General features: G+C 70.1%; 25 protein-coding genes. 16 read left to right on the top strand and 9 right to left on the bottom strand.

The annotated features are described in order from the left end of the window. The first annotated feature begins 18 nt into the window (after positions 1–18). From MZC64_RS30270 to MZC64_RS30230, 9 genes are all read left to right on the top strand, one after another. Entirely contained in the window at positions 19–369 is a 351-nt protein-coding gene (locus MZC64_RS30270; protein ID WP_247762691.1) for a hypothetical protein, read from the top strand. 177 nt (positions 370–546) lie between these two features. Then, positions 547–3,180 (top strand): hypothetical protein, encoded by a 2,634-nt coding sequence (locus tag MZC64_RS30265; protein ID WP_247762690.1) that lies wholly within the window; start codon positions 547–549, stop codon positions 3,178–3,180. A 13-nt stretch (positions 3,181–3,193) separates the two neighbouring features. Beyond that, positions 3,194–5,515 carry a carbohydrate binding domain-containing protein gene (locus tag MZC64_RS30260; RefSeq protein ID WP_247762689.1) on the top strand — a complete coding sequence of 774 codons (2,322 nt, stop codon included), beginning with the start codon at positions 3,194–3,196 and terminating at the stop codon, positions 5,513–5,515. Positions 5,516–5,533: 18 nt separating this feature from the next. Next, positions 5,534–6,016 carry a hypothetical protein gene (locus tag MZC64_RS30255; RefSeq protein WP_247762688.1) on the top strand — a complete coding sequence of 161 codons (483 nt, stop codon included), beginning with the start codon at positions 5,534–5,536 and terminating at the stop codon, positions 6,014–6,016. Between the two features lie 63 nt (positions 6,017–6,079). Next, on the top strand, positions 6,080–6,553 hold the full coding sequence (locus tag MZC64_RS30250; protein WP_247762687.1) for a hypothetical protein: 474 nt from the start codon (positions 6,080–6,082) through the stop codon (positions 6,551–6,553). Positions 6,554–6,578: 25 nt separating this feature from the next. Beyond that, positions 6,579–6,803, top strand: coding sequence for a hypothetical protein (locus MZC64_RS30245; protein ID WP_247762685.1), 225 nt, complete (start codon positions 6,579–6,581; stop codon positions 6,801–6,803). After that, positions 6,793–7,623: a hypothetical protein gene (locus tag MZC64_RS30240; protein ID WP_247762683.1), complete on the top strand. Its 831-nt coding sequence runs from the start codon at positions 6,793–6,795 to the stop codon at positions 7,621–7,623. Before MZC64_RS30245 ends, MZC64_RS30240 begins: the two co-directional genes overlap by 11 nt. Before the next feature lie 31 nt (positions 7,624–7,654). Next, positions 7,655–8,530: an N-acetylmuramoyl-L-alanine amidase gene (locus MZC64_RS30235; RefSeq protein ID WP_247762681.1), complete on the top strand. Its 876-nt coding sequence runs from the start codon at positions 7,655–7,657 to the stop codon at positions 8,528–8,530. After that, complete coding sequence (locus MZC64_RS30230) at positions 8,527–8,757, top strand: hypothetical protein (protein WP_247762679.1); 231 nt, start codon at positions 8,527–8,529, stop codon at positions 8,755–8,757. Before MZC64_RS30235 ends, MZC64_RS30230 begins: the two co-directional genes overlap by 4 nt. A 132-nt stretch (positions 8,758–8,889) precedes the next feature. On the opposite strand, the gene MZC64_RS30225 is transcribed toward MZC64_RS30230, so the two are convergent. The 7 genes from MZC64_RS30225 to MZC64_RS30200 form a co-directional block, all read right to left on the bottom strand. After that, positions 8,890–9,129, bottom strand: coding sequence for a hypothetical protein (locus MZC64_RS30225; protein ID WP_247762678.1), 240 nt, complete (start codon positions 9,127–9,129; stop codon positions 8,890–8,892). Beyond that, on the bottom strand, positions 9,126–9,500 hold the full coding sequence (locus MZC64_RS30220) for a DUF6247 family protein (protein ID WP_247762677.1): 375 nt from the start codon (positions 9,498–9,500) through the stop codon (positions 9,126–9,128). Before MZC64_RS30220 ends, MZC64_RS30225 begins: the two co-directional genes overlap by 4 nt. A 103-nt stretch (positions 9,501–9,603) precedes the next feature. Beyond that, positions 9,604–9,876, bottom strand: a complete 273-nt coding sequence (locus MZC64_RS30215; protein ID WP_247762675.1) for a hypothetical protein — start codon at positions 9,874–9,876, stop codon at positions 9,604–9,606. After that, positions 9,873–10,157, bottom strand: a complete 285-nt coding sequence (locus MZC64_RS30210) for a hypothetical protein (RefSeq protein ID WP_247762673.1) — start codon at positions 10,155–10,157, stop codon at positions 9,873–9,875. The genes MZC64_RS30215 and MZC64_RS30210 overlap by 4 nt, the downstream gene beginning before the upstream one ends. A 498-nt stretch (positions 10,158–10,655) precedes the next feature. Continuing rightward, positions 10,656–10,853, bottom strand: a complete 198-nt coding sequence (locus MZC64_RS30205) for a hypothetical protein (RefSeq protein WP_247762671.1) — start codon at positions 10,851–10,853, stop codon at positions 10,656–10,658. Between the two features lie 357 nt (positions 10,854–11,210). Further along, entirely contained in the window at positions 11,211–11,339 is a 129-nt protein-coding gene (locus MZC64_RS48150) for a hypothetical protein (protein WP_282106095.1), read from the bottom strand. Positions 11,340–11,432: 93 nt separating this feature from the next. After that, on the bottom strand, positions 11,433–12,647 hold the full coding sequence (locus tag MZC64_RS30200; RefSeq protein ID WP_247762669.1) for a helix-turn-helix transcriptional regulator: 1,215 nt from the start codon (positions 12,645–12,647) through the stop codon (positions 11,433–11,435). A 258-nt stretch (positions 12,648–12,905) separates the two neighbouring features. Here MZC64_RS30200 and MZC64_RS30195 point away from each other — a divergent pair, with 258 nt between their 5' ends. The 7 genes from MZC64_RS30195 to MZC64_RS30165 all read left to right on the top strand — a co-directional run bounded on the left by MZC64_RS30195 (position 12,906) and on the right by MZC64_RS30165 (position 20,004). Next, positions 12,906–14,243, top strand: coding sequence for an MFS transporter (locus MZC64_RS30195; RefSeq protein WP_247762668.1), 1,338 nt, complete (start codon positions 12,906–12,908; stop codon positions 14,241–14,243). A 194-nt stretch (positions 14,244–14,437) separates the two neighbouring features. Continuing rightward, positions 14,438–15,481: a serine protease gene (locus tag MZC64_RS30190; RefSeq protein ID WP_247762667.1), complete on the top strand. Its 1,044-nt coding sequence runs from the start codon at positions 14,438–14,440 to the stop codon at positions 15,479–15,481. Positions 15,482–15,486: 5 nt separating this feature from the next. Further along, a complete protein-coding gene (locus tag MZC64_RS30185) occupies positions 15,487–16,401 on the top strand; it encodes a hypothetical protein (RefSeq protein WP_247762665.1) in 915 nt (304 codons plus the stop codon). A gap of 15 nt (positions 16,402–16,416) precedes the next feature. Further along, positions 16,417–16,992, top strand: a complete 576-nt coding sequence (locus MZC64_RS30180) for a DUF4333 domain-containing protein (RefSeq protein ID WP_247762663.1) — start codon at positions 16,417–16,419, stop codon at positions 16,990–16,992. 10 nt (positions 16,993–17,002) lie between these two features. Next, a complete protein-coding gene (locus MZC64_RS30175; protein WP_247762661.1) occupies positions 17,003–17,668 on the top strand; it encodes a response regulator transcription factor in 666 nt (221 codons plus the stop codon). After that, positions 17,669–19,072 (top strand): HAMP domain-containing sensor histidine kinase, encoded by a 1,404-nt coding sequence (locus MZC64_RS30170; protein WP_247762659.1) that lies wholly within the window; start codon positions 17,669–17,671, stop codon positions 19,070–19,072. Next, positions 19,069–20,004: a TAXI family TRAP transporter solute-binding subunit gene (locus MZC64_RS30165; protein WP_247762657.1), complete on the top strand. Its 936-nt coding sequence runs from the start codon at positions 19,069–19,071 to the stop codon at positions 20,002–20,004. The genes MZC64_RS30170 and MZC64_RS30165 overlap by 4 nt, the downstream gene beginning before the upstream one ends. Before the next feature lie 2 nt (positions 20,005–20,006). On the opposite strand, the gene MZC64_RS30160 is transcribed toward MZC64_RS30165, so the two are convergent. Next, on the bottom strand, positions 20,007–20,846 hold the full coding sequence (locus MZC64_RS30160) for an SDR family NAD(P)-dependent oxidoreductase (RefSeq protein WP_247762652.1): 840 nt from the start codon (positions 20,844–20,846) through the stop codon (positions 20,007–20,009). Positions 20,847–20,860: 14 nt separating this feature from the next. After that, positions 20,861–21,817: an NADPH:quinone oxidoreductase family protein gene (locus MZC64_RS30155; protein WP_247762651.1), complete on the bottom strand. Its 957-nt coding sequence runs from the start codon at positions 21,815–21,817 to the stop codon at positions 20,861–20,863. Positions 21,818–21,876: the final 59 nt, after the last annotated feature.

Genomic DNA, 21,876 nt, shown 5'->3' with positions numbered 1-21,876 from the left:
CACCGAGAGGAGGCCCCCGTGCCGCTGCTGCGCTACACCTTCGACGAGCTGGCCAACCCCGAGCTGGTCGGCAAGACCATCGAGCTCGACACCGACGTGCTGATGCTCGATGAAGCCGAGGACGTGGAGAAGGTCACCGGCAAAGCCATCGCCGTAGTCCATGACGAGTTCACCCAGGATCGGGCCGCCGGGATCCGCGCGTTCGTGTGGCTGGCGGTGCGCCGAGCCGGGATCGACCTCAAGTACAGCGAGCTGCGGTTCAACGTGAAGGCCACGTTCATGGTCGTCACCGCGCCCGGCACCGAGGAGGCTGCACCGGGCGACCCTTTGGACCAGCCCGAGACCGACCCAGTCTCAGTGCCGACCTAGACCGCTACGAGCCGCTGTTCCGGCACCTGTTCCACCTCACTCCCGCCCAGACTCGCCGACTCTCCTACGTTGCCTGGTTGCGGCACCGGCAATTCGCCGATGACTGGCGCAGCCAGTTCGCCGCACCGGATCAATCCCCGGATTCCTAGGAACACCAACACATCCGGGGGGTGAGCCGTGGCTGACCTCACCTACACCATCCTCGGCATCGACCGCGGTTCGCCCGCCTTCGACAACGTCGCCAAAGCCGTGGACCGGGCCGCGCAGCGGTTGGAGAACCTCGGCTCGGTCAGCATCAAGGCCCTGGGCGGGGTCGCGGCCGCGGGCACCGCGTCCTCGGTGCTCATCGGCGGGGCGATGGCCGGCAGCAGCGTCGCGTTCCTCGGGATGGCCGTGGCCGCGCAGGCCAGCAACGAGCGCGTGCGTTCCAGCTTCGCCGAACTCGGTGGCGGGGTGCGCACCGAGATCACCGCCATGACCTCCCACATCGCCCCCGAGCTGGAGGCGGTGGCCGGGAAGCTGACCACGACTTTCGGTCAGCTCAAGCCGCTGTTGCAGACCGCGTTCAATGCCGCCGGGCCTCAGCTGCAAACCCTGACCGACGGGGTCAGCGCGTTCGCCCTCAACGCCATGCCAGGGATGGTCCGCAGCGTCCAGCGCGCCGGACCAGTGTTCGAGGGCCTGCGGGATCTGCTCGCCGACGTCGGTTCCGGCGTGTCGGGTTTCCTGGATGAGCTGTCGAAGGGCTCGACCGGCGCCGGGACTGTCCTGAGTGGACTCGGCGGGCTGCTGCGCAGCATCCTCCCGGCCGCCGGTGCGCTGATCCGGCAACTCTCCGACGGCGCGGCCGGAAGCTTCGGCGCCATCTCCGGCGCCGTGCTGGGCGCGGTCCAGGTTTTCGGTCAGCTCTCCGGCGGGGCGCTGCCGGTGCTGACCGTGGCGCTGACCGCGGCGGCCCACGTCCTGGAGGGCGTCAGCTCGATCCTGTCCCCCTTGGCCGGGGTGCTGGGTTCGGTCACCGGCGCGATCCTGGCCGGTGCCCTGGCCTGGAAAGTGTTCTCGGCCGCCTCCGCCGGGATCACCACCGTGATCGGCGGCATCGACCGTGTGCGCACCAAGATGGCCGAGGCCACCACCGGCGCCTCCGGGTTCTTCGCCCGGATGCGCGGCCTGGGCGGGCTGCTGGGCGGACCGCTGGGGCTGGCCATCGGCGCGGTGACCATCGGCCTCGGGCTGCTCGGTGGCGCCCAGGAGTCCAGCGCCGAGGCCGCCGCCCGCCATGCCGGGTTCGCCCAGACCCTCTCCGCGGCGCTGCGGGAATCCGGTGGGGTCATCGATGCCAACGTGCGCAAGCAGGCCGCCGCCGATGAAGGCACCGCCAAGGCGATCAAGTCAGCGCGGGACTTCGGCATCGCCAGTGCCCAGGTCGTGGACGGGGTGCTGGGCCAGGGCAAGGCCATGGACGAGCTGCGGGCCAAGCTGGAAAAGGTCGTCGAGGCCGAGAAGGTCATGCAGCACTCCACCCGCACCGGGCTGGACACCTGGACCGGGGCCTACACCACCAAGGGAGACAACGCCCGCAGCCTGCTCGAGGACCTCAACGCGCTGAGCCAGAAGACCAAGGAGCAGGTCCAGGCCGAGAAGGATTACGCCACGGCGACCCAGACCGTGGGCCGGTCCCTGCTGGACTCCTCCGGCGCGGGCAAGCAGTTCGGCGCGGCCATCAAAATCCTCAGCGATGCCATGGCCACCGGGGATGAGAAAGCCAAGGCGCTGGTGGATGCGCTGAACGCGCTGTCGGGGACGGACATCTCCCTGGAGCAGAGTACCGCCAAGATCCACGACGGCCTGGCCAAGCTCGGCGACATGTTCGACAAGTCGGTGAACAAGGCCGACGGGTGGGGCAAGTCGCTGATCACCCAGGACGGGCACGTCAACACCGCCACCAAAAACGGCCGCGGCCTCCTGGACGTCATGACCGGGCTGCGCGATTCCACGGCCGAAGCCGCGCAGAAAACCTACGATCTGGCCATCGCGCAGGGAGACTCGATCCCGGTCGCGCTGGACAAGGCGACCAAGGTGGTACAGACCAGCCGCGACGGCATCCTCAAACATGCCAAGGCATTGGGCCTGAACAAGGACGAAGCCAAGTTGCTGGCCGACCAGTACGACATCTACCCCGAGCTGATCGCGACCTTGATCAAGCAGCCGGGCATGCCGGAGGCCCAGCGGGAGCTGACGATGCTGGGCGCGCTGCTCAAGGGCATCCCGCCGGACAAGCCCATCAGGGTCAAGAGCCTGTCCGAAGAGGCACAGCGGATGGTCGAGCATTTCGGTGGCACGGTGGAACGCCTCAAGGACGGCGACGTGCTGATCTCCGCGAACACCAGGCCGGCGCTGAACGCGATCAGCAACATCCCGCGCTCCTTGCAGGGCACCATCCACTACTACGCCTCCGTGCACGCCGGGGCGCTCAAGTCCGGCAACGGCATCGCGGGGGGCCGGGCCGCCGGCGGCCCGGTCAAGGCCGGCCAGGTGTACATGGTCGGTGAGCAGGGTGTGGAGCTGTTCCGCCCTGACCAGGACGGCACGATCATCCCCAACGACGCCACCGAACGCGTCCTGGGCGGCCGTGCCCCCACCCAGGTGCTGGTGCCCGCCCCGCGCACCCCGTCCGGCACCGGCGCGATAACGGTGACCATCAACATCCACGGCGCCACCGACGCCAGGGCCGTCGCTGAGGAAGTGCGGCGCTCGCTGCTGCAGCTGCGCCGCGAACTCGGCGGCGCGGGCCTCGGCTTCGACGACTAGGAGGGGTGAGTCCATGCCGTCGGTGCCCGTGGTCGAAGTCGCCTTCTCGACCGATCCGCTCTCGGCCAGTCCGGTGTGGACCGACATCACCCGGCATGTCCGGCTACAGCAGGGCATCGCGATCCGGCGTGGTCGCAGTGACGAGCTGGCCATCATCCAGGCCGGGACCTGCCGCATGACGCTGGGCAACCGCGACGGTCGGTTCACCCCCGACAACGCGGCCAGCCCGTACTACCCGTACGTGGTCAAAGGCAGGCGGATGCGGGTCCGCCTGGTCCATGTCGAGACCAACTACATCACCAACCCGAGCATGGAGACCGACGCCGCCGACTGGAGTGCGGCCGGGACCGTGCTGCCCACCGTGGCGCAGTCCGCGACCCGCGCGCACCACGGCACCAAATCGCTGCTGGTCACCTGGGGCACCGGCGGGATCGGCCCGGCCGCCCAGATCACCGTGCTCGGCCTGGAGGTCGGCACCGCCTACACCGCCGCCGCGTGGGTGTGGGTCGCGGGCGGCTCGGTGGCCGTCCGGCTCGGCGTGGCCGGTATCGCCACCGGCACCGCCAGCACCACCACCGGCGCGTGGGAACAGATCACCTACACCTGGACGGCGACCGCGGTCCAGCACACCCTGCAGCTGACCCCGTCCACCAGCCCGACCTCGGGCCACCAGGTGTGGCTGGATGAGGTGATGGTGGGTGCCGGGTCAACTCCGGTCACCTTCTCCGCCACCGGCGCGCTGGTGTCCTCCCGCTACAACGGGTTCGTCTCCGGCTGGCCGGTGCACTGGCCCGGCGGCGGACTCATGTCCGAGGTCGACCTCGGCGCCACCGACCTGTTCAAGCGCCTCAACCAGCGCAAGCTGCGCTCCCTCCTCGAAGAGGAAGTGCTGGTCGACGCCCCGCTGGCCTACTACCCGATGAGCGAACCCCGGGATTCCCTGTACTGCGGGGACATCTCCGGCATCTCCGGCAACGGCAGCCTCGGCCTGGTCCAGGCCGGCAGCGGCGGCACCCTGGAGTTCGGCGGCTCCACCGGCCCGGCCGCCGACGGGCTGTCCGCACCGAAGTTCACCCCGGTGGACGCCAACAACGGCCTGTACCTGTTCTCCGACTTGGGCAGCATGGTCGAGCAGCAGACCGGGATCGGCTACATCAGCCTGGAGTGCTGGCTCTCCACCGACACCCAGGGCCGCACGCTGATGATGGTCCGCTCCAGCGACCACGCCTACAAAGCCACTGTCTCGCTGGAGTCCGGCACCGGCAAACTCAAGATCGTTTTTCAGCAGCAGCTGGCCAGCGCGACCGTCGTGTGGGACACCCCCAACCTCGCCGACACCTCGGTACACCACATCGTCTACGAGGAATCCGCCTCCGGCGGACGGGTGTGGGTCGACGGTGTCGACGAAGGATTGCAGGCCGGTGCGCTGCTGCTGGCCAACCTCCGCAGGTTGGAGGTCGGCGGCACCGACGGCGTGGGCCTGTGGACCGGCGGCGGGATCAGCCACGTGGCCATCTACGCCACCGCCGGTGGGCTGGGTGGTACCCGCATCGGTGTGCACAACACCGCCGGAGCCACCGGATTCGCCGGTGAGGGCGGCAACGCCAGGGTGCCGCGGCTGGCTGCCTACGCCGGCGCGATCAGCGTGGCCACCCAGGGAACCCTGTGGACACAGCTGGCCTCCCAGGGCGCCGGGGGCAAAACGGTGCTGGCGATGATGCAGGAAGCCGCGGCCACCGAGAGCGCGCAGCTGTTCGCCGCGCGCAGCAACGGCATCACCTACCAGTCCCGGGACATCCGCTACAACCGCACGTCCTCGGTGACCCTGGCCGCCCTCGACCTGGAGGGCGATGTTGCCTGGGCCGACGACGATCAGTTCCTGGCCAACATCGTCAACGGATCCCGTCCCAACGGACCGGCGATCCGGGTCCGCGACACCGCCTCGATCACCGCGCACGGCCACTACGAATCCGATCTGAACCTGCTGCACTACAACGATTCCAACTTGCTGGACGCGGTCAACTGGCGGTTGAACCGGCACGCCGACCCGGCACCCCGGCTGGGCAGGCTGCCGATCGAGGCGGCCCATCTGCCCACCGCGACCTACCGGGCGCTGCTGGACGTCACGATCAGCGACGTCATCACCGTCACCGGCCTGCAAAGCCAAGCCCCAGCGTCCTCGGCGACGGTCACCGTCGAGGGCTACACCGAGGTGATCTCCCCGGGTCAGCACCGCTGGACCTTCGACACCAGCCCGTCCTCTGTGGACCAGGTGTGGGTGCTGGACAGCTCCATCTACTCGGTGCTGGGCACCTCGACCCGCCTGGCCCTGTGAAGTGAAAGGGGGAAACCCGTGCCGATCAAGACCGTGGAAAGCGCGTGGCCGGACGCGCCGGAGGGCTGGTCCACACAGGACTGGAAGGCCCTGCCCGCCGCTGAACGCGGGCTGTGGCAGGTGCAGGACACCCTGGTGCGGCTCGGCCATCCGATGCCCTCCGGGCTGGACGCCGAGCATCCGGTGTACGCACGCCTGGACCACAGTCGGTGGATCGTGCAGTGCCCGGAGTGCTCCAGTGCCCAGCTGGCCGCGACCAGCGACCCGCGGTTCTACTGCATCGAATGCGCCAACAACGCCACCGGTCTGTGGCGGCCAGTGCTGTGGCCGGAGGACCGCCCGGCGGTGGAGACCGCGGCGCTGGCCCGCTCCGGCCCGACGATGTGGGCCCACGCCTCCGACCGTGCTCCGGCCGCACGCCATGTGCGCCAGCAGATCGACCCGCCCCGCCGACCAGACCGGCCACCGCGCCCGGACCGCCAGCCGCCGCAGGGGAGGTGATCCGTGGGCACCGTCCCCGCGCCCCGCACCTGGGTCAGTGGCGAGGTTGTTACTGCCGGGTACATGAACAGTGACATCAACTCCGCGATCTCCTGGATCCTCGGCGGATACCCGCTGTTCAAAGCGGTGCAGTCCGTCTCGCAGGTGCTGAACAACACCACGTGGACGTCGCTGACCTTCACCACCGAGGACCTCGACCGCGACAACGGCCACTCCACCAGCGTCAACACCAGCCGCTACACCTCCCAGACCGCCGGGCGTTACCGCGTCGGCGGCGGGGTCACCTTCAACTTCACCGGCACCTCAATCGTGGCCACCCGCCTGGCGGTCAACGGCACCCCGGTCAACGGCAGCGCCGAGTTTCACGGGAAGTCCAACAACAACTTCTCCTCGGCCCGTACCGACGACATCGTCTACTTGGGCGTCGGTGACTACGTCGAGGTGCAGGCGTGGCATGACGCGGGATCCGCTTGGGGGACCGAGGTTTCCGGCGGTGACGTCGGCCCGCATTTCCGGGCACAGTGGATTTCGTCCTAAGTGGACTAACCGGGCCGAGGTGATCATGGGTGACCTTGCCGCGCTGCTCACCGCGATCGGGACCCTGATCACCGCGATCGGCGCCACCACCGCGTTGTTGATCAACTCCCTCCGTACCAGCCGCCGCGAGCGGTCCGCCGCGGCGGATGACGTCCTTGACCGACTCCGCGCGGCCGCCGAGGACGGCGTGATCACCGTCGAGGAGATCGCCGAGATCATGCGGGACGAGGAGGACGGCGATGACCGATGACCAGTTCCGCGAGATGGCCGAACCGGCCGTGCGCCGGGCGCGGGACACGCGCGGGCACCGCCTCGGCCTCCTGCTGGCCCTGCTCGCCGCGGCCGCGATGTGCGCTTTCGGCCTGGTCTACCTGAACCAACGTTCGGAGCTGCGGGGCGAGATCGATCAGCTGGGCCGCCAGGCCGCGGCGATGCAGACCAGCGCGGCCGCGGCCGACGCCGCCGCCCGCGCACTGGCTGATCAGGTCCGCGCGCTCGGGCAGACCCCGGTGGTCACCCCGCGCCCGGACCCGCCCACCCCGGTGCCCGCACGGGGGATCGCCGGGACCACGGTCACCACCGACGGGCGCCTGCTGGTGGCCTACTCCGATGGCGTGACCGAGGACAAGGGCCGCGTCCTGGGCAAGGACGGCAAGGACGGTGTGTCCCCACCGGGGATCACCGGCGCCGAGCTGCTCGACGGCGTGCTGGTGCTGCGCTGGTCGGATGGCCGCGCCGAGATCCTCGGCCGGGTCATCGGCCCCACCGGCGCGACCGGCCGCGGCATCCGTTCGGTGACCGTGGCCGAGGGGCGCCTGGTGGTCACCTACGACGACGGCACCACCCAGGACGCGGGAGCCCTGCCGCCCGGCCCACCGGGCCCGCCCGGACCGGCGGGTCGCGGGATCACCCGCACCGAGGTGCGCGAGTGCCGCTGGTACGTCACCTACTCCACCGGCGAGACCGAGGACGCGGGACCGGCCTGCGCCACCATCACCCCCACGACCGTGCCGAGTTCGACACCGAGGGCCAGGCCGACGACGGCACCGACCCGCACCAGCGCCCGGTGACTTCTGGTTTCGCGACGAGTTCGGAGGTCACATGATCGCGTCCCCACACCACTCCGGCCGCGGCGGCGCCCGGGTCCGCCTGGTCGTCGTCCACACCGCCGAGGGCGCCCGCACCGTCGAGGCGCTCGGCCGGTTCTTCCAGGGCAAGACCCAGGCATCCAGCCACGTCGGCATCGACGACCACCGCATCGAGCAGTACGTGCCCTACGACCGCGCGGCGTGGACGCTGCGCTCCGGCAACCCGGTCAGCGACAACGCCGAGCTGTGCGGCTTCGCCCGCTGGGACCGCGCCGAATGGCTGCGCCACCCACGGATGCTCGACCTCACCGCGGCGTGGATCTGGCAACGCTGTTCGGCACGCGGCATCCCGATCCGCAAGCTCACCCCAGCCCAGGTCGCGGCCGGGGAGTCCGGGGTGTGCGGGCATCACGACTGGACGGAGGGCATGAAGGAGGGCTCCCACTGGGATCCCGGACCGCACTTCCCCTGGGACTTGGTCATGGCCAAGGCCGGGGACTCAACAGGAGGTGACGACGTGTCCTACGACGACGCGTACCGCGCGATCAGGGACGTGCTCAACGAAGAGTTCGCCAACCCGAACGAGTCGGGCCGCAACACCACACTGCGCCAGCAGATCGCGCACTGCGACTGGCGGGCCGACCACATCGTCGGCCAGCTCGCCCCGCCGATCGGCGAGGTCCTCGGCCTGCTCCGCCCCGGCGGGTTCCTCGCCGCGCTGATCGCGCGTGCGGCCGAGAACGATGATGTCGACGAGGCCGAGCTTGCCCGCAACATCAACTGGGGCACGGTCTCCTCCACGCTGCTCAGCGAGCTGGCCACCGCCACCGCGAACGAACTCGACCGCCGCGCGCGCGTTCGTCTCGACACTGCGGAGGACCCGGCATGACCCAGCCCGTCCCGGCCGGGGACGCCCGGTCCCGCGCGCTGCGCACACTCGGCCAGAACTTGCTGATCGATGTCGGCCTGGCCGTGCTGGTCGTGGCCCTGCCACTGATCTCGTCCGAGACCATCGCCTGGAGCCTGGTGCTGGCCTCGGTCGGCCGGACGGCGCTGGTGACCGCGGTGGCCTACCTGCACCGCACCCTGGACGCCTACCGCACCGCACAGCGGTAGGCCCGGCCGCCCTTCCTCTCGGCCGGTCCCACAACAACGCGCCCCACCCTCCCGCGCCGGGAGGGTGGGGCGCGTTTGTGCGTAATCAGCTAGCGCGGCCGGTTCGCAGGCCAGGCGCTACCGCGGACCTGGTCAGCTGAACTGCACGCGCCAGATCACGACGCGCACCACGGAGTCGTGGATGGTGTAGCAGACGATGCCGTGCTCGCCCATGTCCCCGTAGTAGCGGTCTTCCTTCTCCACGTACCGGCCCGCGTCGTGCGGATCGGTCAACAGTTGCCGCCGCTTCCGCTCGAACGCCGCCTTCGCAGCCGCGGGCGCGGTGGCCAGGGTGGCCTTGGCGACGTCGGCAACGAGCACCTCGTAGGTCATGGCCTCTCGCCGCCGTCATAGACCGGTGCCGGGCTGACCTCGGACTCGTCGCCGTCGCGGTACCGCTCGATCGCCTCGTCCACCTCGCGGTCGGGGTTGGCGGTGCCCCACGCAGCAGGCCACCAGGCGTGCACGACCTTGGTCAGCCGGTCGAGGTCGAAGTCCTCTCCGGTCTTGGCCAGCGCCGCCCTGAACTCGTCCTCGAAGGAGGTACGCGCCTCCCCGGTCAGCGCTGCCCACACCGCAGGTCCGGTCTTGGCCACCGGGACGATGTCCTGCGCGGTGTCCCGACCGATCTCGACGTCAACACCGTTGTTCTCGCCCATCTGCTTCCTCCCGTGGATCTCCTTCACCGGCGCGTACGCGCGCACCGGAGCCTTCCTGCACCATCGGTACTTCTCATCGAGGTCAGCACAGTCGGCGCACACCGAGTTCACCGGCCAGATGATGCTGTCGGGTCCCACCGGGCTGGTGTCACCGCCAGCTCCAGCGCAACCGCTCTTCGTCCTGCTCGATCTGCCGCTGGCAGTCCTCGCACACCTCCACCACCGGCGCGTCTACCGCCGGTGCGTTCGGCAGCGGCGGCGCTAGGGGGCTGCGGTCGAGCAGCTCCACGATCTGCACCACCCAGCAGCACCGCGCCGACACCACCGGCAGCGCGCTGTCCAGCCCTGCCGAGTACACCTGGTGGGCCCGCTCGACGGTGCCTGAGCGGCCGCGTACCCACCGGTACAGCGGGCTGGTCACCCGTACCGCCACAGCGTGCCGGGCTGCTCGCGCGCGCCGCGCGGCCGCGCGGCCGGGTCGGGCAGTAGTGACCCGATCTCCAGCATGCACGCCCCGCAGCCCGGTGGCACGGGGCCGGTGAGCACCGTCCAGCTGTGCGCGGGCGCGGTGTGTGTGCAGACCGCGCTGAGGCTCTTCTTCGTCGAGTCCGTGACCTCGGTCAGCATCATCGCGTGGGCCAGGCCGTCATAGGTGCTGCGCCGCCACACGCACGGCACGGGCGCTGGTGTCGGTGTGCTCATGCTGACCCCCGCGCGGAGACGGCGACGGATGGGGGGCCGGAGGCCGCCGCCGTCTCCACTGCCCGACCGCGCCGCACGGGGTGGTGCCCGTGTGCTGCGGTCGGATCCGACGGCCGAGGGGGGAATGCCGCCGGGGTTGGTGGGGCGGAGACGGGAGCAGGCAGGCCACCGCCCCGCTCGACCGTCCCCACCCATGCGCCGCGCCGGCCAGCACGGCGCACCACCACACGGGACCCAGCCAGCACGACCTGGGATCCCGCTACCGGCCCTGCGCCCACACAAAACGCAGGGACCGGATCCTGTTCAACCTGGGTGCTGGCGGTGAGGCCAGCCTCGCGGAACTGCCGCACCAGACTCGGCGTCGAGTCACGTCCTCGCAGGACGCGGGTGGCATGGCGGGCGGCCGCGCGCCGGAGGGTTGCGCGCACCGGCTCGGACACCAACGCCCGGTAGGCCAGCGCGAGGACCGGCAGCAGCACCGCCACCCGGAAGACCAGCTCATCCATTGTTCGACTCCCGCCGGACCGGGCTGGGATACATCGGCAGGGAGGTCGCGTCCTCGCGGTCGAGCAGCTCGGCCACCGACACCGAGCCGGGGAAGACGGCGGGCCGCCCGCCGCGGCGGATCGCCAGCACCGCGAACAGCGGCACCCCGACCGCCGCCGTGATGGCGACGAACCACAGGGCCGCGCTCATCGCGGGCCTCGCTTGGGTTTGCCCCGGCCGTCAAAGTCAGGTACCCAGCCCTCGCCGGGCTCTTCTGCACCGTACGACCATGACTTCGGGAGCGCGTCGATCACGTGGTTGCGGTGCCGCGCCCCCTCCTCCGCGGAGAGGATGACGGGCTCGTCCGCACCGATCTGGAGATGAATCCGGTCGTCGGGAAGCTGTCGAGTGGTGATGGTCCGCGGCTGTCCCTGTCGGCCGACGCCGACAGCCCGCCGTTCCGGGCCTGGAAGTTGCTGTTCTGTCATCGCCCTGCCTCCCCACCTGTCGGCTGAACAGGAAGGCCCCCGGGTCGCTATGTGGGGACACGCGACCCGGGGGCCCGTCTCAGGAGTGCGGGGCAGAGCCTCCGCCATCGGCGAGCACGTCGGTGGGGACCGGAGCACCTGGCCACAGGTAGTCCGTGTCGGAGCACAGCATGCCGTACTCGACGGGGATGCTGGAATTTCCGTCCATCGCGACTTCTCCTTCTGTCACGACGAACGGTATGACCAGCAAAAACGCGCTTGTGCCCTACAAGGGCACAAGCGCGTTGTTCGCTCGGACGGGTTAAGCGGTCATCCCCATGCGGTACGCGAGACCCCGAAGATCGTGACTGACAGCTTCTCGGCGCACCCGGTTGAGCAGCCCCGTGACGGTGGCCCTCGCGAAGTTGTTCGACCGCACCCGAAGCGGGGCCAACGCCTCGCCCTTGCGGAACTCCGCAACTGCATCGGCCTCACGTCCACGCACCTCGGCAAGTGCCCGGCCGCGGTCGATACAGAACTTCGCCGCGCGCTCCGGGTTGGTGATCGCGGCAAGGTTGACGCTGTCGCCGAACCGAATCGACTCCTCGTAGTCGCCACGTTCCAGAGCCGTGCTCGCCTGGTAGAGGAGCACGTTCGTCGGGCCGAAGGTCGCGACAGTCGGACTACAGTCACCAGCCCGCTTGGCCACCTCCGCGGCTGCGGCCAGTCGCTCGTCCGCCTCGGCCGCACGGCCGGTGACCGCAGCGGTGAGCGCGGAGACCAGGCACAGCGAGCCGTATGCGGCGATGGCTGGGTCACCCTCGATCCGGCCTGTGAGCGACCGGGCCACGTCGGCGCTCTCGGACGCGATGCGATAGGCGTGCGCCATCGCGTCGTTGCCCATGGGCAGAAGAGCGTGAGCCAACGAGAACTTAGCGACCGCCGTCCACCCGTCACCCAGTTCGGTCGCAACCTGAACCGCGCGATCTGATGCGGTGTACGCCTCCATCGAATAGGAGAAGGCGTGCATCAGCGCCGACGCCGAAACGAGCGTGTGGATCAGCGCCTGCATGGCCTCGACGCGCTCTTCGCCTCGTTCCTGGACGACCGCCGTGTGAAGTCCAGTCACCAAGCTGGGGAGAATCCGGCCGAGCGCGGCGAAATCACAATCGGTTCGGTACCCGATCGCTTGTTGCGTTTCCGTAACCAACTGCCGCACCGGCCGCCTGGCCCCCTCGGCAGGCTTGCCGAACTCTGTGGTGACCAAGGCGACCCGGAGCGCTGGAAGTGTGGCTTGCGCTTCAGCCATGGCCGGGTCGGTCGACTGCGAAGGCTGGCCGGTCAATGCGGACGGCGCAACTTCGAACGCGGCCGCCAGCGCGCAGATCGTGCTACGCGAATTCAGCGGCTGCTCGTCTCGTTCCAGGCGTCCGTAGTAGGAGGCGCTGATTCCGGCCAGCCCGGCGATCTGCCGCATGTTCTTGCCGCGGATCGCGCGCAGTTCGCGCAGGCGTTGACCATCTGTCAGTTCGTGCACGGGTGTCCCCTTCCGCGCCTAACGTGACCCTCACGATAGCGCGTGGGGACGCAACCTGGGCAGCCGCCGCCCGCTCAGTGTGGGCAGGCGGCTACCCAGGGCCACCGTTGCCGAGCGATGGTCTGTCCCAGATTTGTCCCAAAACTGGCTAGCACCAAGATCCACAACTCCTACCTCAAGCGGAGGTAAGTTCTGCCCGTTCCCGCTTGCCCTCACCTCCCCCGGCCACGACTGTGACAGGGGTCTCTAGGAGGGCACATGTCGGTTGGCGTCAGCGCGGACGTCCCCAGCGGCGGGGGCAAACAGGGTGAGAAGCGGGTCGTGGCGAACGTGCTGCGCGGCTCGATCGGCAACCTGGTCGAATGGTACGACTGGTATGCGTACACAGCGTTCAGCATCTACTTCGCCAGTTCGTTCTTCCCCAAGAACGACTCCACCGCGGAGCTGCTGAACACCGCCGCGGTGTTCGCGGTCGGCTTCCTGATGCGTCCCATCGGCGGCTGGATGCTGGGCCGCTACGCCGACCGGTTCGGCCGCCGGGCCGCGCTGACCCTGTCCGTGACGCTGATGGCGGCCGGGTCCCTGGTCATCGCGGTCACCCCGTCCTACACCTCGATCGGTCTGGCCGCGCCCGCGCTGCTGGTGGCCGCGCGACTGTTGCAGGGCCTGTCGGTGGGCGGTGAGTACGCCACCTCGGCGACCTACCTCTCCGAGGTCGCCTCACCGGGCAAGCGCGGGTTCTACTCCAGCTTCCAGTACGTCACGCTGACCGCGGGCCAGCTGCTCGCCCTCGGCGTGCAGATCGTGCTGCAGCAGGTGCTGACCGAGGAGCAGATGCACTCCTGGGGCTGGCGGATCGCCTTCGTCATCGGCGCGGCGGGCGCGATCGTGGTGATGTGGCTGCGGCGCAGCATGGACGAGTCGGAGAGCTTCAAGAAGGTCGCCCAGGCCGAGGAGGGCAAGACCCCGCAGCGCGGCACCCTGCGCGCCCTGCTGCAGCACCCCAGGGAGTGCCTGCTGGTGGTCGGCCTGACCCTGGGCGGCACGGTGGCCTTCTACACCTACACCACCTACCTCCAGAAGTTCATGGTCAACACCAGCGGCATCAGCAAGCAGAACGCGGCCTGGATCAACTTTCTCGCCCTGGTCGTCTTCGTGGTGATCCAGCCCCTGGCGGGCAAGCTGTCCGACCGGATCGGGCGACGGCCGCTGCTGCTGTTCTTCGGCGTCTGCGGCACCCTGGGCACCGTCCCGCTGCTGACCGCGCTGGCCGGCACCAACTCCCCCGTCGCCGCGTTCTTCCTGATGCTGGCCGGGCTGATCATCGTCACCGGCTACACCTCGATCAACGCGATCGTGAAGGCCGAGCTGTTCCCCACCAACATCCGCGCGTTGGGTGTCGGTCTGCCGTACGCGCTGACCGTGGCCATCTTCGGCGGGTCCGCGGAGGGCATCGCGCTCTGGCTGAAGCTGCAGGGCATGGAGTCGGTGTACTTCTACTACGTCGCCGGGTGCGTGCTGGTCTCGCTGATCGTCTACAGCAGCATGCGGGAGACCTCGAAGTCCTCCCCCCTGGAAGAGGGCTCGTTCCGCTGATCGCCGTTCTTGATCATCACAGCTCTTGATCATCACTGTTTCTGATGGACCCGATTTCCGCTGATCACCGGGCCCGCCGGGTGGTGCTTGTCGCCCACCCGGCGGGCTTTTGGCCACTTCCCCGGGTGCGATGGCTCCGATCGGGCTAATCTGCCCGCGGTATCCGCGTTTCACGGCCATCTGGGGTATTGACGATGCGACAACTGAGTGCCGTGATGGCGGTGTTGCTCACCGCCACCGCGCTCACGGCCTGCACCCAGGTCTCTCCTGGGACACCGAAGGCCGGGCCTTCCACCCGCAACATCGCTGATGAGATCAAGGGTGGTCCGACCTCCGAGCTGCGCAAGACCTTCTCCACCACTCCGCAGCAGGTCAACGACTACTGGAACAGCGACCGGCTGCGGGACGCCCGGCCCAAGCAGCCCGGTCCCAACGACGGCGGCAGCGACGTGCCGAAGGAGAACCCGGGCGCGCAGGTGGTGATCCAGCCATCCGACGGGGTGATCGGGCAGGTCAAGCCGGACTCCAACGGCACCAACCCGCGCGGCGACGCCTGGTCGCGGGCCGGGCTGAGCGAGACCACGGTGGGCAGGCTCTACTACACCTTCGGCGGCAAGCCGTACGTGTGCTCGGCCTCGGTGGTCAACTCGGGGTCCAAGGTCCTGGTGGCCACCGCGGGGCACTGCGTGTGGGAGACCCAGGGCGAGAAGATGTGGGCGGACAACGTGATGTTCGTGCCCGGTGACCGGGCCGGGCAGTCCCCGCACGGCAAGTGGGCGGCGGAGTCGATCTACACCACCCGCGAGTTCCTGACCAAGGCGGAAAGCTCCGACCGGGGCACCTCCGGCGAGGGCTGGGCCTACGACATCGCCTTCCTGCGGATGCGGCCGCTCAACGGCAAGAAGATCCAGGACGCGCTCGGCGCGCAGGGCATGGCCTTCGGCGTGCTGGCCGAGGGGCTGACCGCGATCGGCTACCCGACCGCGCCGCCCTTTGACGGCAAGGTGATGCGGTACTGCTCCTCGCCGAACTGGGTCAAGGGCCCCTTCGGCGACTACACCATCAACTGCGTGATGACGCCCGGCTGTTCGGGCGGACCCTGGTTCACCCGGTTCGATCCGGGGCGCGGCGCCGGAATCGTGGTCTCGGTGTCCTCGGTGGGCAACGCCAGGACGCTCTCCGGCGCGGTGCTCGGCCAGGTGGCGCACAACCTCTACAAGCAGGCGGACGCGGGATGATGACGATGACCCAGCGGCGCGGCCGGCTGGCCGCGCTGGCCGGCGCACTGGCCGTGACGATCACCGCGGCGGGGTGCAGCAGCGCCTCCCCCGGGCTCGCCCTGGCCGACCAGCAGGCGGTCACCGCCTACATGGCGGCCCAGTTCGACGGCGCGTTCAAGAAACTCGACCAGGAGCTGATCAAACCACGGGACGAGAAGTCGACCGTGTTCTGGCACGGGCGGTTCAACGAACGCAAGACGGACAAGGAGATCGACGTCTTCCGCTACCAGGCGGCGGACAAGGGCAAGCCGGAGCCGCCCGCGATCTTCACCAAGTCCCGCACCAGCAAGGACATGAAGGACAACCTGGACCAGTACCACCCGAGCGGCTCGGAGTGGGACTACCTGCTGCTGGGTGAGCGGTTCCGCTCGCTGGCCACCACCCCGTGGGTGCGGTTCCCGACCTTCACCCCCAAGGACGGGTTCAACGTGTGCCTGCTGACCGGGGTGCAGACGGTGTGCGCCATGCAGGACGCGATGAAGGCCACCCAGAAGTCCTCGCCGGCCGGGCTGATCAAGGAGTACCGGCAGCAGGCCGACGGCTCCGCCGAACTGCTCACCGGGGTCACCCTCAAGTCCTTTGTGGACAACCGGGTGCTGAGCTTCCCGGAGGAGTTCAAGAAGCAGATGACCCCGCCGATGCTGGAGTCCTTCCTGCGCACCACGGTGGTCCTGGACCCGCAGGGGCAGCTCAAGAAGATCGAGATCAACGGGATCGTGGACAAGGGTGGTCCGAAGGTCGAGATCCAGGTGGGGTACGAGATCCTGGGCAAGGCCACCGCGAAGGACTTCCCGCCGGAGCCCTCGCCGCTGGACCGGACCGATCTGCCCGATCTGAACGCCCGCAAGGACTTCTTCAACCGGCTCGCCGCGCTGTAGATACCGAGGTAAGAGATGAGCAACCCGTACCAGCCGCAGCAGCCGCAGTGGGGCGGTCAGCCGCAGCAGCCGAATCCGTACCAGCAGCCGCAGCAGCCGCTGCCCGCGCAACCGCAGTGGGGCGGGCAGCCGACGCCGACGCCCGGCTACCCGCAGCAGGGCGCGCCCACCCCGCCGCCCGGCTACCCCCAGCCGCAGGGCCCCGGCGGCCCTGGCGGTCCCTACGGCGGCGCGCCCTACGGCGGGCAGCCGCAGCAGGAGCCGAAGAAGTCCGACGGCAGCGCGAAGAAGCCGCTGCTCTACGGCCTGGTCGGCCTGGTGCTGATCGGGATCGTCTTCGGTGTGCTGGCCTTCCTGGGCGTGTTCACCAGCAAGGTCCTGGACACCAAGGCGGTGCAGACGGGCGTGCAGAAGGTGCTGACCGAGAACTTCGGCATCGCCAAGGTCACCGCGGTGACCTGCCCGAACCAGCCCGCGATCAAGTCCGGTAACACCTTCACCTGCACCGCCACCGTGGACGGCAAGCAGCGGCAGGTGCCGGTGAAGGTCACCAACGACTCCGGTGAGTACGAGGTCGGCCAGCCCAAATAGGCTGCCACACATGAAGGTGCTGCTGGTGGAGGACGACGACGGGGTCGCGGACGCCCTCGTCGAGGTCCTCACCGCGCACGGGCACCAGCCCCGCCGGGTCCGGCACGGCGCGGACGCGCTGACCGGGCACCGGGAGGTGGACCTGGTGCTCCTCGATCTGGGTCTGCCCGACGGCGACGGCCTTGAGGTGCTGCGCAAGCTGCGCCGGGTGGCCACCGTGCCGGTGATGGTGCTGACCGCGCGCGGCGACGAACGCTCCGTCGTGCGCGGTCTGCGCCTGGGCGCCGACGACTACCTGGTCAAACCGGTCCGGCTGGCCGAGTTGCTGGCCAGGATGGACGTGGTCACCCGGCGCGCCGCGCACCGGGCCGCCGCCGGGGAACCCACGGACGAGGTGGTCACCGGCGACGTCCGGATCGACCTGGCCAGCCGCCGGGTCGAGGTGGCCGGGGCGCCGATCACGTTGACCGCCAAGGAATTCGACCTCCTCGCCGCGCTGGCCCGCCGGATCGGGGCCGCGGTCAGCCGCCAGCAGCTCATGGACGAACTCTGGGGCGACGCCTACCTGGCGATCTCCCGGTCCCTGGACGTGCACATCGCCCAGCTGCGGGCCAAACTGGGCCGCCCCACCCTGATCAGCACCATCCGCGGTTTCGGCTACCGGCTGGAGTCCTAGGTGCGGCGGCGACTCCTGGTGGTGCTGCTGGCCTTCTCCGTGCTGGCGGTGGCCGCCTTCGCCTGGCCGCTGCTGATGAGCACCGCCACCGAACGCACCCAGCAACTCCTGCTCTCCCGCACCGCCGACCTGGACCGCTTCGCCGCACTGGCCGACACCGCGGGCACGACTGGCGATCTGGGCGCGCTGACCGCGGAGATCCAGCGCTACGGCGAACTGTACGGCGAGGCGGTGCTGGTGGTGGACACCCGCCGCGGCCCCCTGGCGGCCACCGGCGACCTCCGCCCCGCCGACCCGGCCGTGGTCCGCCTGGTCGACGGCGCGCTGCGCAACGAACGTCAGTCCACAGTGGACCCGTTGACGCCCTGGTCCAGCGAGCCGGTGCTGCTGGCCCGCCCGATCGGCACCGGCATCCGGGTCACCGGGGCGGTGGTGCTGCGCGCCGCGGTGACCGCCGCCGCCGGGGACATCGCCCGCCGCTGGAGTGTGGTGCTGCTCGGCGCGCTGGCCGCCGCGCTGGCCTGCGTGAGCCTGGCCCTTGGCGTGTCCCGCTGGGTGCTGCGGCCGCTGCGCGCACTGGAACGCGGGGTGCGCGCGGTGGCCTCCGGGGAGCCGCACGCCCAGGTCGCGGTGCACGGCCCGGCCGAACTCCGGGTGGTGGCCGCGGCGTTCAACCAGATGTCCGACGCGGTCTCCGACGCCGCCGAACGCCAGCGCCGCCTGGTCGCCGAAGCCTCGCACCAGCTGCGCAACCCGATGACCGCGCTGCGGCTGCGAGTGGACGCGCTCGGCCCCTCGGTCGCCCAGCCCGCCCAGCGCTCCTACCAGTCCGTGCTCGGCGAGGTCGACCGCCTGGAATCACTCCTCGACGGGCTGCTCACCCTGGCCAGCGCGGAAAACCGGGCCGCCGAACTCCGCTCACCGTCCACATTGGACGAACCCCCGGCGGACTGCGAACCGCTGCTGGTGCTGGCCGATCGCCGGGACGCCTGGTCCGCCGCGGCCACCGCCGCCGGGATCACCCTGCACATCGGCCGCACCCCCGGCACGCCGGTGCTGGCCGCCTTCCCCGCCGACGAACTCGCCCAGGTCCTCGACGTGGTCCTGGACAACGCGATCAAGTACGCCGGACCCGACGCCGTGATCACCCTGGCGTTGCAGGCCGAACCGGAAACCCTGCGGCTCAGCGTCACCGACAACGGCCCCGGCCTGTCCGCCGAGGAACTCGCCCTGGCCACCGAACGGTTCTGGCGCTCGCAGGAACATCGCGGCAGCCGCGGCACCGGCCTGGGCCTGGCCATCGCCGAACAACTCGTCACCGCCCACGGCGGCCGACTCTCCCTGGAAGCGGCGCAACCGCACGGCCTGTCCGTCCACATCGGACTCCCCAGGGCCGCCGGATGACCCTGTCCCGCAGGCTGTTCCTGCTCACCCCACTGGCCGCGCTGGCCTGCACCGCCAGGGACTACCCCGGCCCGCCGCGCCCGCTGTCCATCGGCGCGGGCGAACCCGGCGGCCCCTACCTGGCCTTCGCCACCCGGCTGGCCGCCGAGATCGCCGCCGCCGAACCCGATTTGCGTGCCACCCCGGCGCAAACCCAGGCCAGCGTGGCCAACCTGCGCCTGCTCGGCACCCGCGAGGTCGACCTGGCCCTGGCACACGCCGACGCCTGCGAGGCCGCCGCCACCGCCGCCGCCCCGTTCACCGACCGTCTGCCGCTGCGCGCGCTCGGCCGGATCTACGAGAACTACCTGCAGATCGCGGTCCCGGCAGCCAGTCCGGTGCGCCGGGTGGCCGAACTCGCGGGCCGCCGGATCGCCATGGGCGCACCGGGTTCCGGCGCGGCCATGGTCGCCGACCGCATCACCACCCGGCTCAACCTCACCCCCGGCCCGCAACTGCGGCTGGCCGAGGCCGCCGCCGCACTCGCCGAGGGCAGGGTGGACGCGCTGGTGTGGTCCGGCGGAGTGCCCACCCCGGCCCTGGAGGAACTCGACATCCGCACGCCGATCCGGTTGCTGCCCCTGGACGACGTGCTGCCCGCGCTGCGCGGCGCGCACGGCCCGGTGTACGAACAGGTGTCGGTGCCCAGCGGCGTATATCGCGCGCCGCGGCCGATCCCGACCATCGGGGTGGCGAATCTGGTGGTGTGCCGGGAAGAACTCCCGGTTGAGGTGGCGGCGGCGGTGACCCGGGTGCTGCTCACCCGGGCCGACCGCCTGATCCCGCAAGACGCCCTCGGCATCCAGTTCCTCGATCCGCGGGCGCTGATCAGCACCGCGGCCATTCCACTGCACCCCGGCGCGGCCGGGGTCTACCGCGAACTACACGGCTGAGTTCAGCGCTGCTTCGGGATGACCGGCGGGATCACCGGATCCTCGCCGTTGACCGCGCGGCTGAACCGATCGGTCACCACGGACAGGAACTCCGGGTGGGTGAGCACCCAGAACCGCTGCTCCCGCACCGCGTCGACGACCGCGTCCGCGACCTCCTCGGCGGGCTTGCCCGCGCGGACCGCCGCGCCGATCGCCTCGCTGGCCTTGGCCATCAACTTGGCCTCCAGGCCCTCCCCGTTGGCGGGCGGGGTGCTGGCGGCGATGTTGGACTTGGTCCAGGCCGGGCACAACACCGAGGCGCGCAGCGGGGATCCGGTGATCACGAACTCGTGGTGCATGGTCTCGGTCAGCCCGACCACCGCGTGTTTTGTTGCCGCGTAAGGACCGTTGCCCATCCCGGCGAGCAGGCCGCTCATCGACGCGGTGTTGACGATGTGGCCCTCGTCCTGGGCCATCATCCTGGGCAGGAAGGCGTGCTGGCCGTGGATCACGCCCCACAGGTTGATGTCGATGGCGCGCTTCCACTCCTCCAGGGTGAGCCGCCAGGTCAGCCCGGAACTGCCGATGCCCGCGTTGTTGCACAGCACATGCGCGGCGCCGAACTCGTCATAGGTGCGCTCGGCGAGGGTCTCCAGGTCCGCGGCCTTGGCCACGTCCGCCTGCACACCGATGGCCTGGACACCCTTGTCCTGGAAGGACTTCACCAGTGCTTCGAGGGCCGAGGAGTCCACATCGGACAGCGCGAGGCGCATGCCCTGGGCGGCGAAGGCGGTGGCCAGGGCGGTGCCGATGCCGCCAGCGGCACCGGTGATGACGGCGACTTTGCCGGTCAGGTCTCGCACAGCGAACTCCTAACTCAGAGGGCCGGGTCCAGGACGAGTTTGCCGACGGTGCGGCGGGCCCGCAGGTCCTCGTGCGCGGTGCGGGACGCCGACATCGGGTACTCGCCACCGATCTGCGGGCGCAGCTTGCCCTCGCGCACCAGCGCCACCATCTCGTCGAAGGGCGCCTGCACCAGGGTGGCCGGGTCACGCAGGCAGTCGATCAGCCAGAAGCCGACGATGGACTGGGAGCCGCGCATCAGCTTGGCCGGCAGCACCGGGGTGGGCTGCACCCGGCCCGCGCTGCCGTAGGCCACGATCCGGCCGAAGGGGGCCAGCACGCTCAGCGAGTCGTCGAACACCGGCCCGCCGACCATTTCCAGGACCACGTCGATCCGCTTGCCGCCGTTGGCCTCCCGCAGCCGCTCGGCCAGACCCTCCGGCGCGCCGTCGACCGCGACGTCCGCGCCCAGGTCCAGGGCCAGCTTGCGCTTGTCCTCGGTGGAGGCGGTGGCGATCACGGTGCCCGCGCCGAAAGCCTTGGCCAGCTGCACCGCGAGCGAACCCACGCCACCGGCGGCGGCGTGCACCACCACCGACTCGCCCGGCTGGATCCGCGCGGAGGTCTTGAGAATGTGCCAGGCGGTGGTGCCCTGGCAGATCAGCGCGAGCGCGTCGCCGCTGGAGATGTCCTCCGGCACGTCGAAAAGACGCTCCGGCGCGGCCACCACCTTGCTCGCGTAACCACCGGAGTCGATCAGCGCGATCACCCGGCGGCCCTCCGCGGTGCGGCCGATGACCTCACCGCCCGGGATCAGCGGCAGCTTGGCCGGGGCCAGGTAGGAGTTCTCCACGTTGTGGGTGTCGCCGTAGTTGACGCCGACGCGGTCGACCTCGACCAGCACCTGCCCGTCCCCCGCGACCGGATCCGGCAGGTCCACCAGCTGCATGACCTCGGGTCCGCCGAACTCGGTGATCTGTACCGCGCGCACGTGCCGCTCCTTTGCCCTGCCCCAGTGCCTACAACTGCTGTACGGCGTACAGTACGCTG

The sequence above is a fragment of the Crossiella sp. S99.2 genome (assembly GCF_023094165.1).
In the GTDB taxonomy this organism is placed as follows: domain Bacteria; phylum Actinomycetota; class Actinomycetes; order Mycobacteriales; family Pseudonocardiaceae; genus Crossiella.
Note: the sequence above shows the minus strand (reverse complement) of the source record. Positions and strands in the feature narration are given on the sequence as shown.

Coding starts and splice junctions, on each gene's coding strand:
- MZC64_RS30175 (WP_247762661.1), top strand. CDS start 17,003: ATGAAGGTGCTGCTGGTGGAGGACGACGACGGGGTCGCGGACGCCCTC.
- MZC64_RS30180 (WP_247762663.1), top strand. CDS start 16,417: ATGAGCAACCCGTACCAGCCGCAGCAGCCGCAGTGGGGCGGTCAGCCG.
- MZC64_RS30260 (WP_247762689.1), top strand. CDS start 3,194: ATGCCGTCGGTGCCCGTGGTCGAAGTCGCCTTCTCGACCGATCCGCTC.
- MZC64_RS30225 (WP_247762678.1), bottom strand. CDS start 9,129: ATGACCTACGAGGTGCTCGTTGCCGACGTCGCCAAGGCCACCCTGGCC.
- MZC64_RS30195 (WP_247762668.1), top strand. CDS start 12,906: ATGTCGGTTGGCGTCAGCGCGGACGTCCCCAGCGGCGGGGGCAAACAG.
- MZC64_RS30230 (WP_247762679.1), top strand. CDS start 8,527: ATGACCCAGCCCGTCCCGGCCGGGGACGCCCGGTCCCGCGCGCTGCGC.
- MZC64_RS30210 (WP_247762673.1), bottom strand. CDS start 10,157: ATGAGCACACCGACACCAGCGCCCGTGCCGTGCGTGTGGCGGCGCAGC.
- MZC64_RS30240 (WP_247762683.1), top strand. CDS start 6,793: ATGACCGATGACCAGTTCCGCGAGATGGCCGAACCGGCCGTGCGCCGG.
- MZC64_RS30250 (WP_247762687.1), top strand. CDS start 6,080: ATGAACAGTGACATCAACTCCGCGATCTCCTGGATCCTCGGCGGATAC.
- MZC64_RS30165 (WP_247762657.1), top strand. CDS start 19,069: ATGACCCTGTCCCGCAGGCTGTTCCTGCTCACCCCACTGGCCGCGCTG.
- MZC64_RS30185 (WP_247762665.1), top strand. CDS start 15,487: ATGACCCAGCGGCGCGGCCGGCTGGCCGCGCTGGCCGGCGCACTGGCC.
- MZC64_RS30205 (WP_247762671.1), bottom strand. CDS start 10,853: ATGAGCGCGGCCCTGTGGTTCGTCGCCATCACGGCGGCGGTCGGGGTG.
- MZC64_RS30190 (WP_247762667.1), top strand. CDS start 14,438: ATGCGACAACTGAGTGCCGTGATGGCGGTGTTGCTCACCGCCACCGCG.
- MZC64_RS30235 (WP_247762681.1), top strand. CDS start 7,655: ATGATCGCGTCCCCACACCACTCCGGCCGCGGCGGCGCCCGGGTCCGC.
- MZC64_RS30245 (WP_247762685.1), top strand. CDS start 6,579: ATGGGTGACCTTGCCGCGCTGCTCACCGCGATCGGGACCCTGATCACC.
- MZC64_RS48150 (WP_282106095.1), bottom strand. CDS start 11,339: ATGGACGGAAATTCCAGCATCCCCGTCGAGTACGGCATGCTGTGCTCC.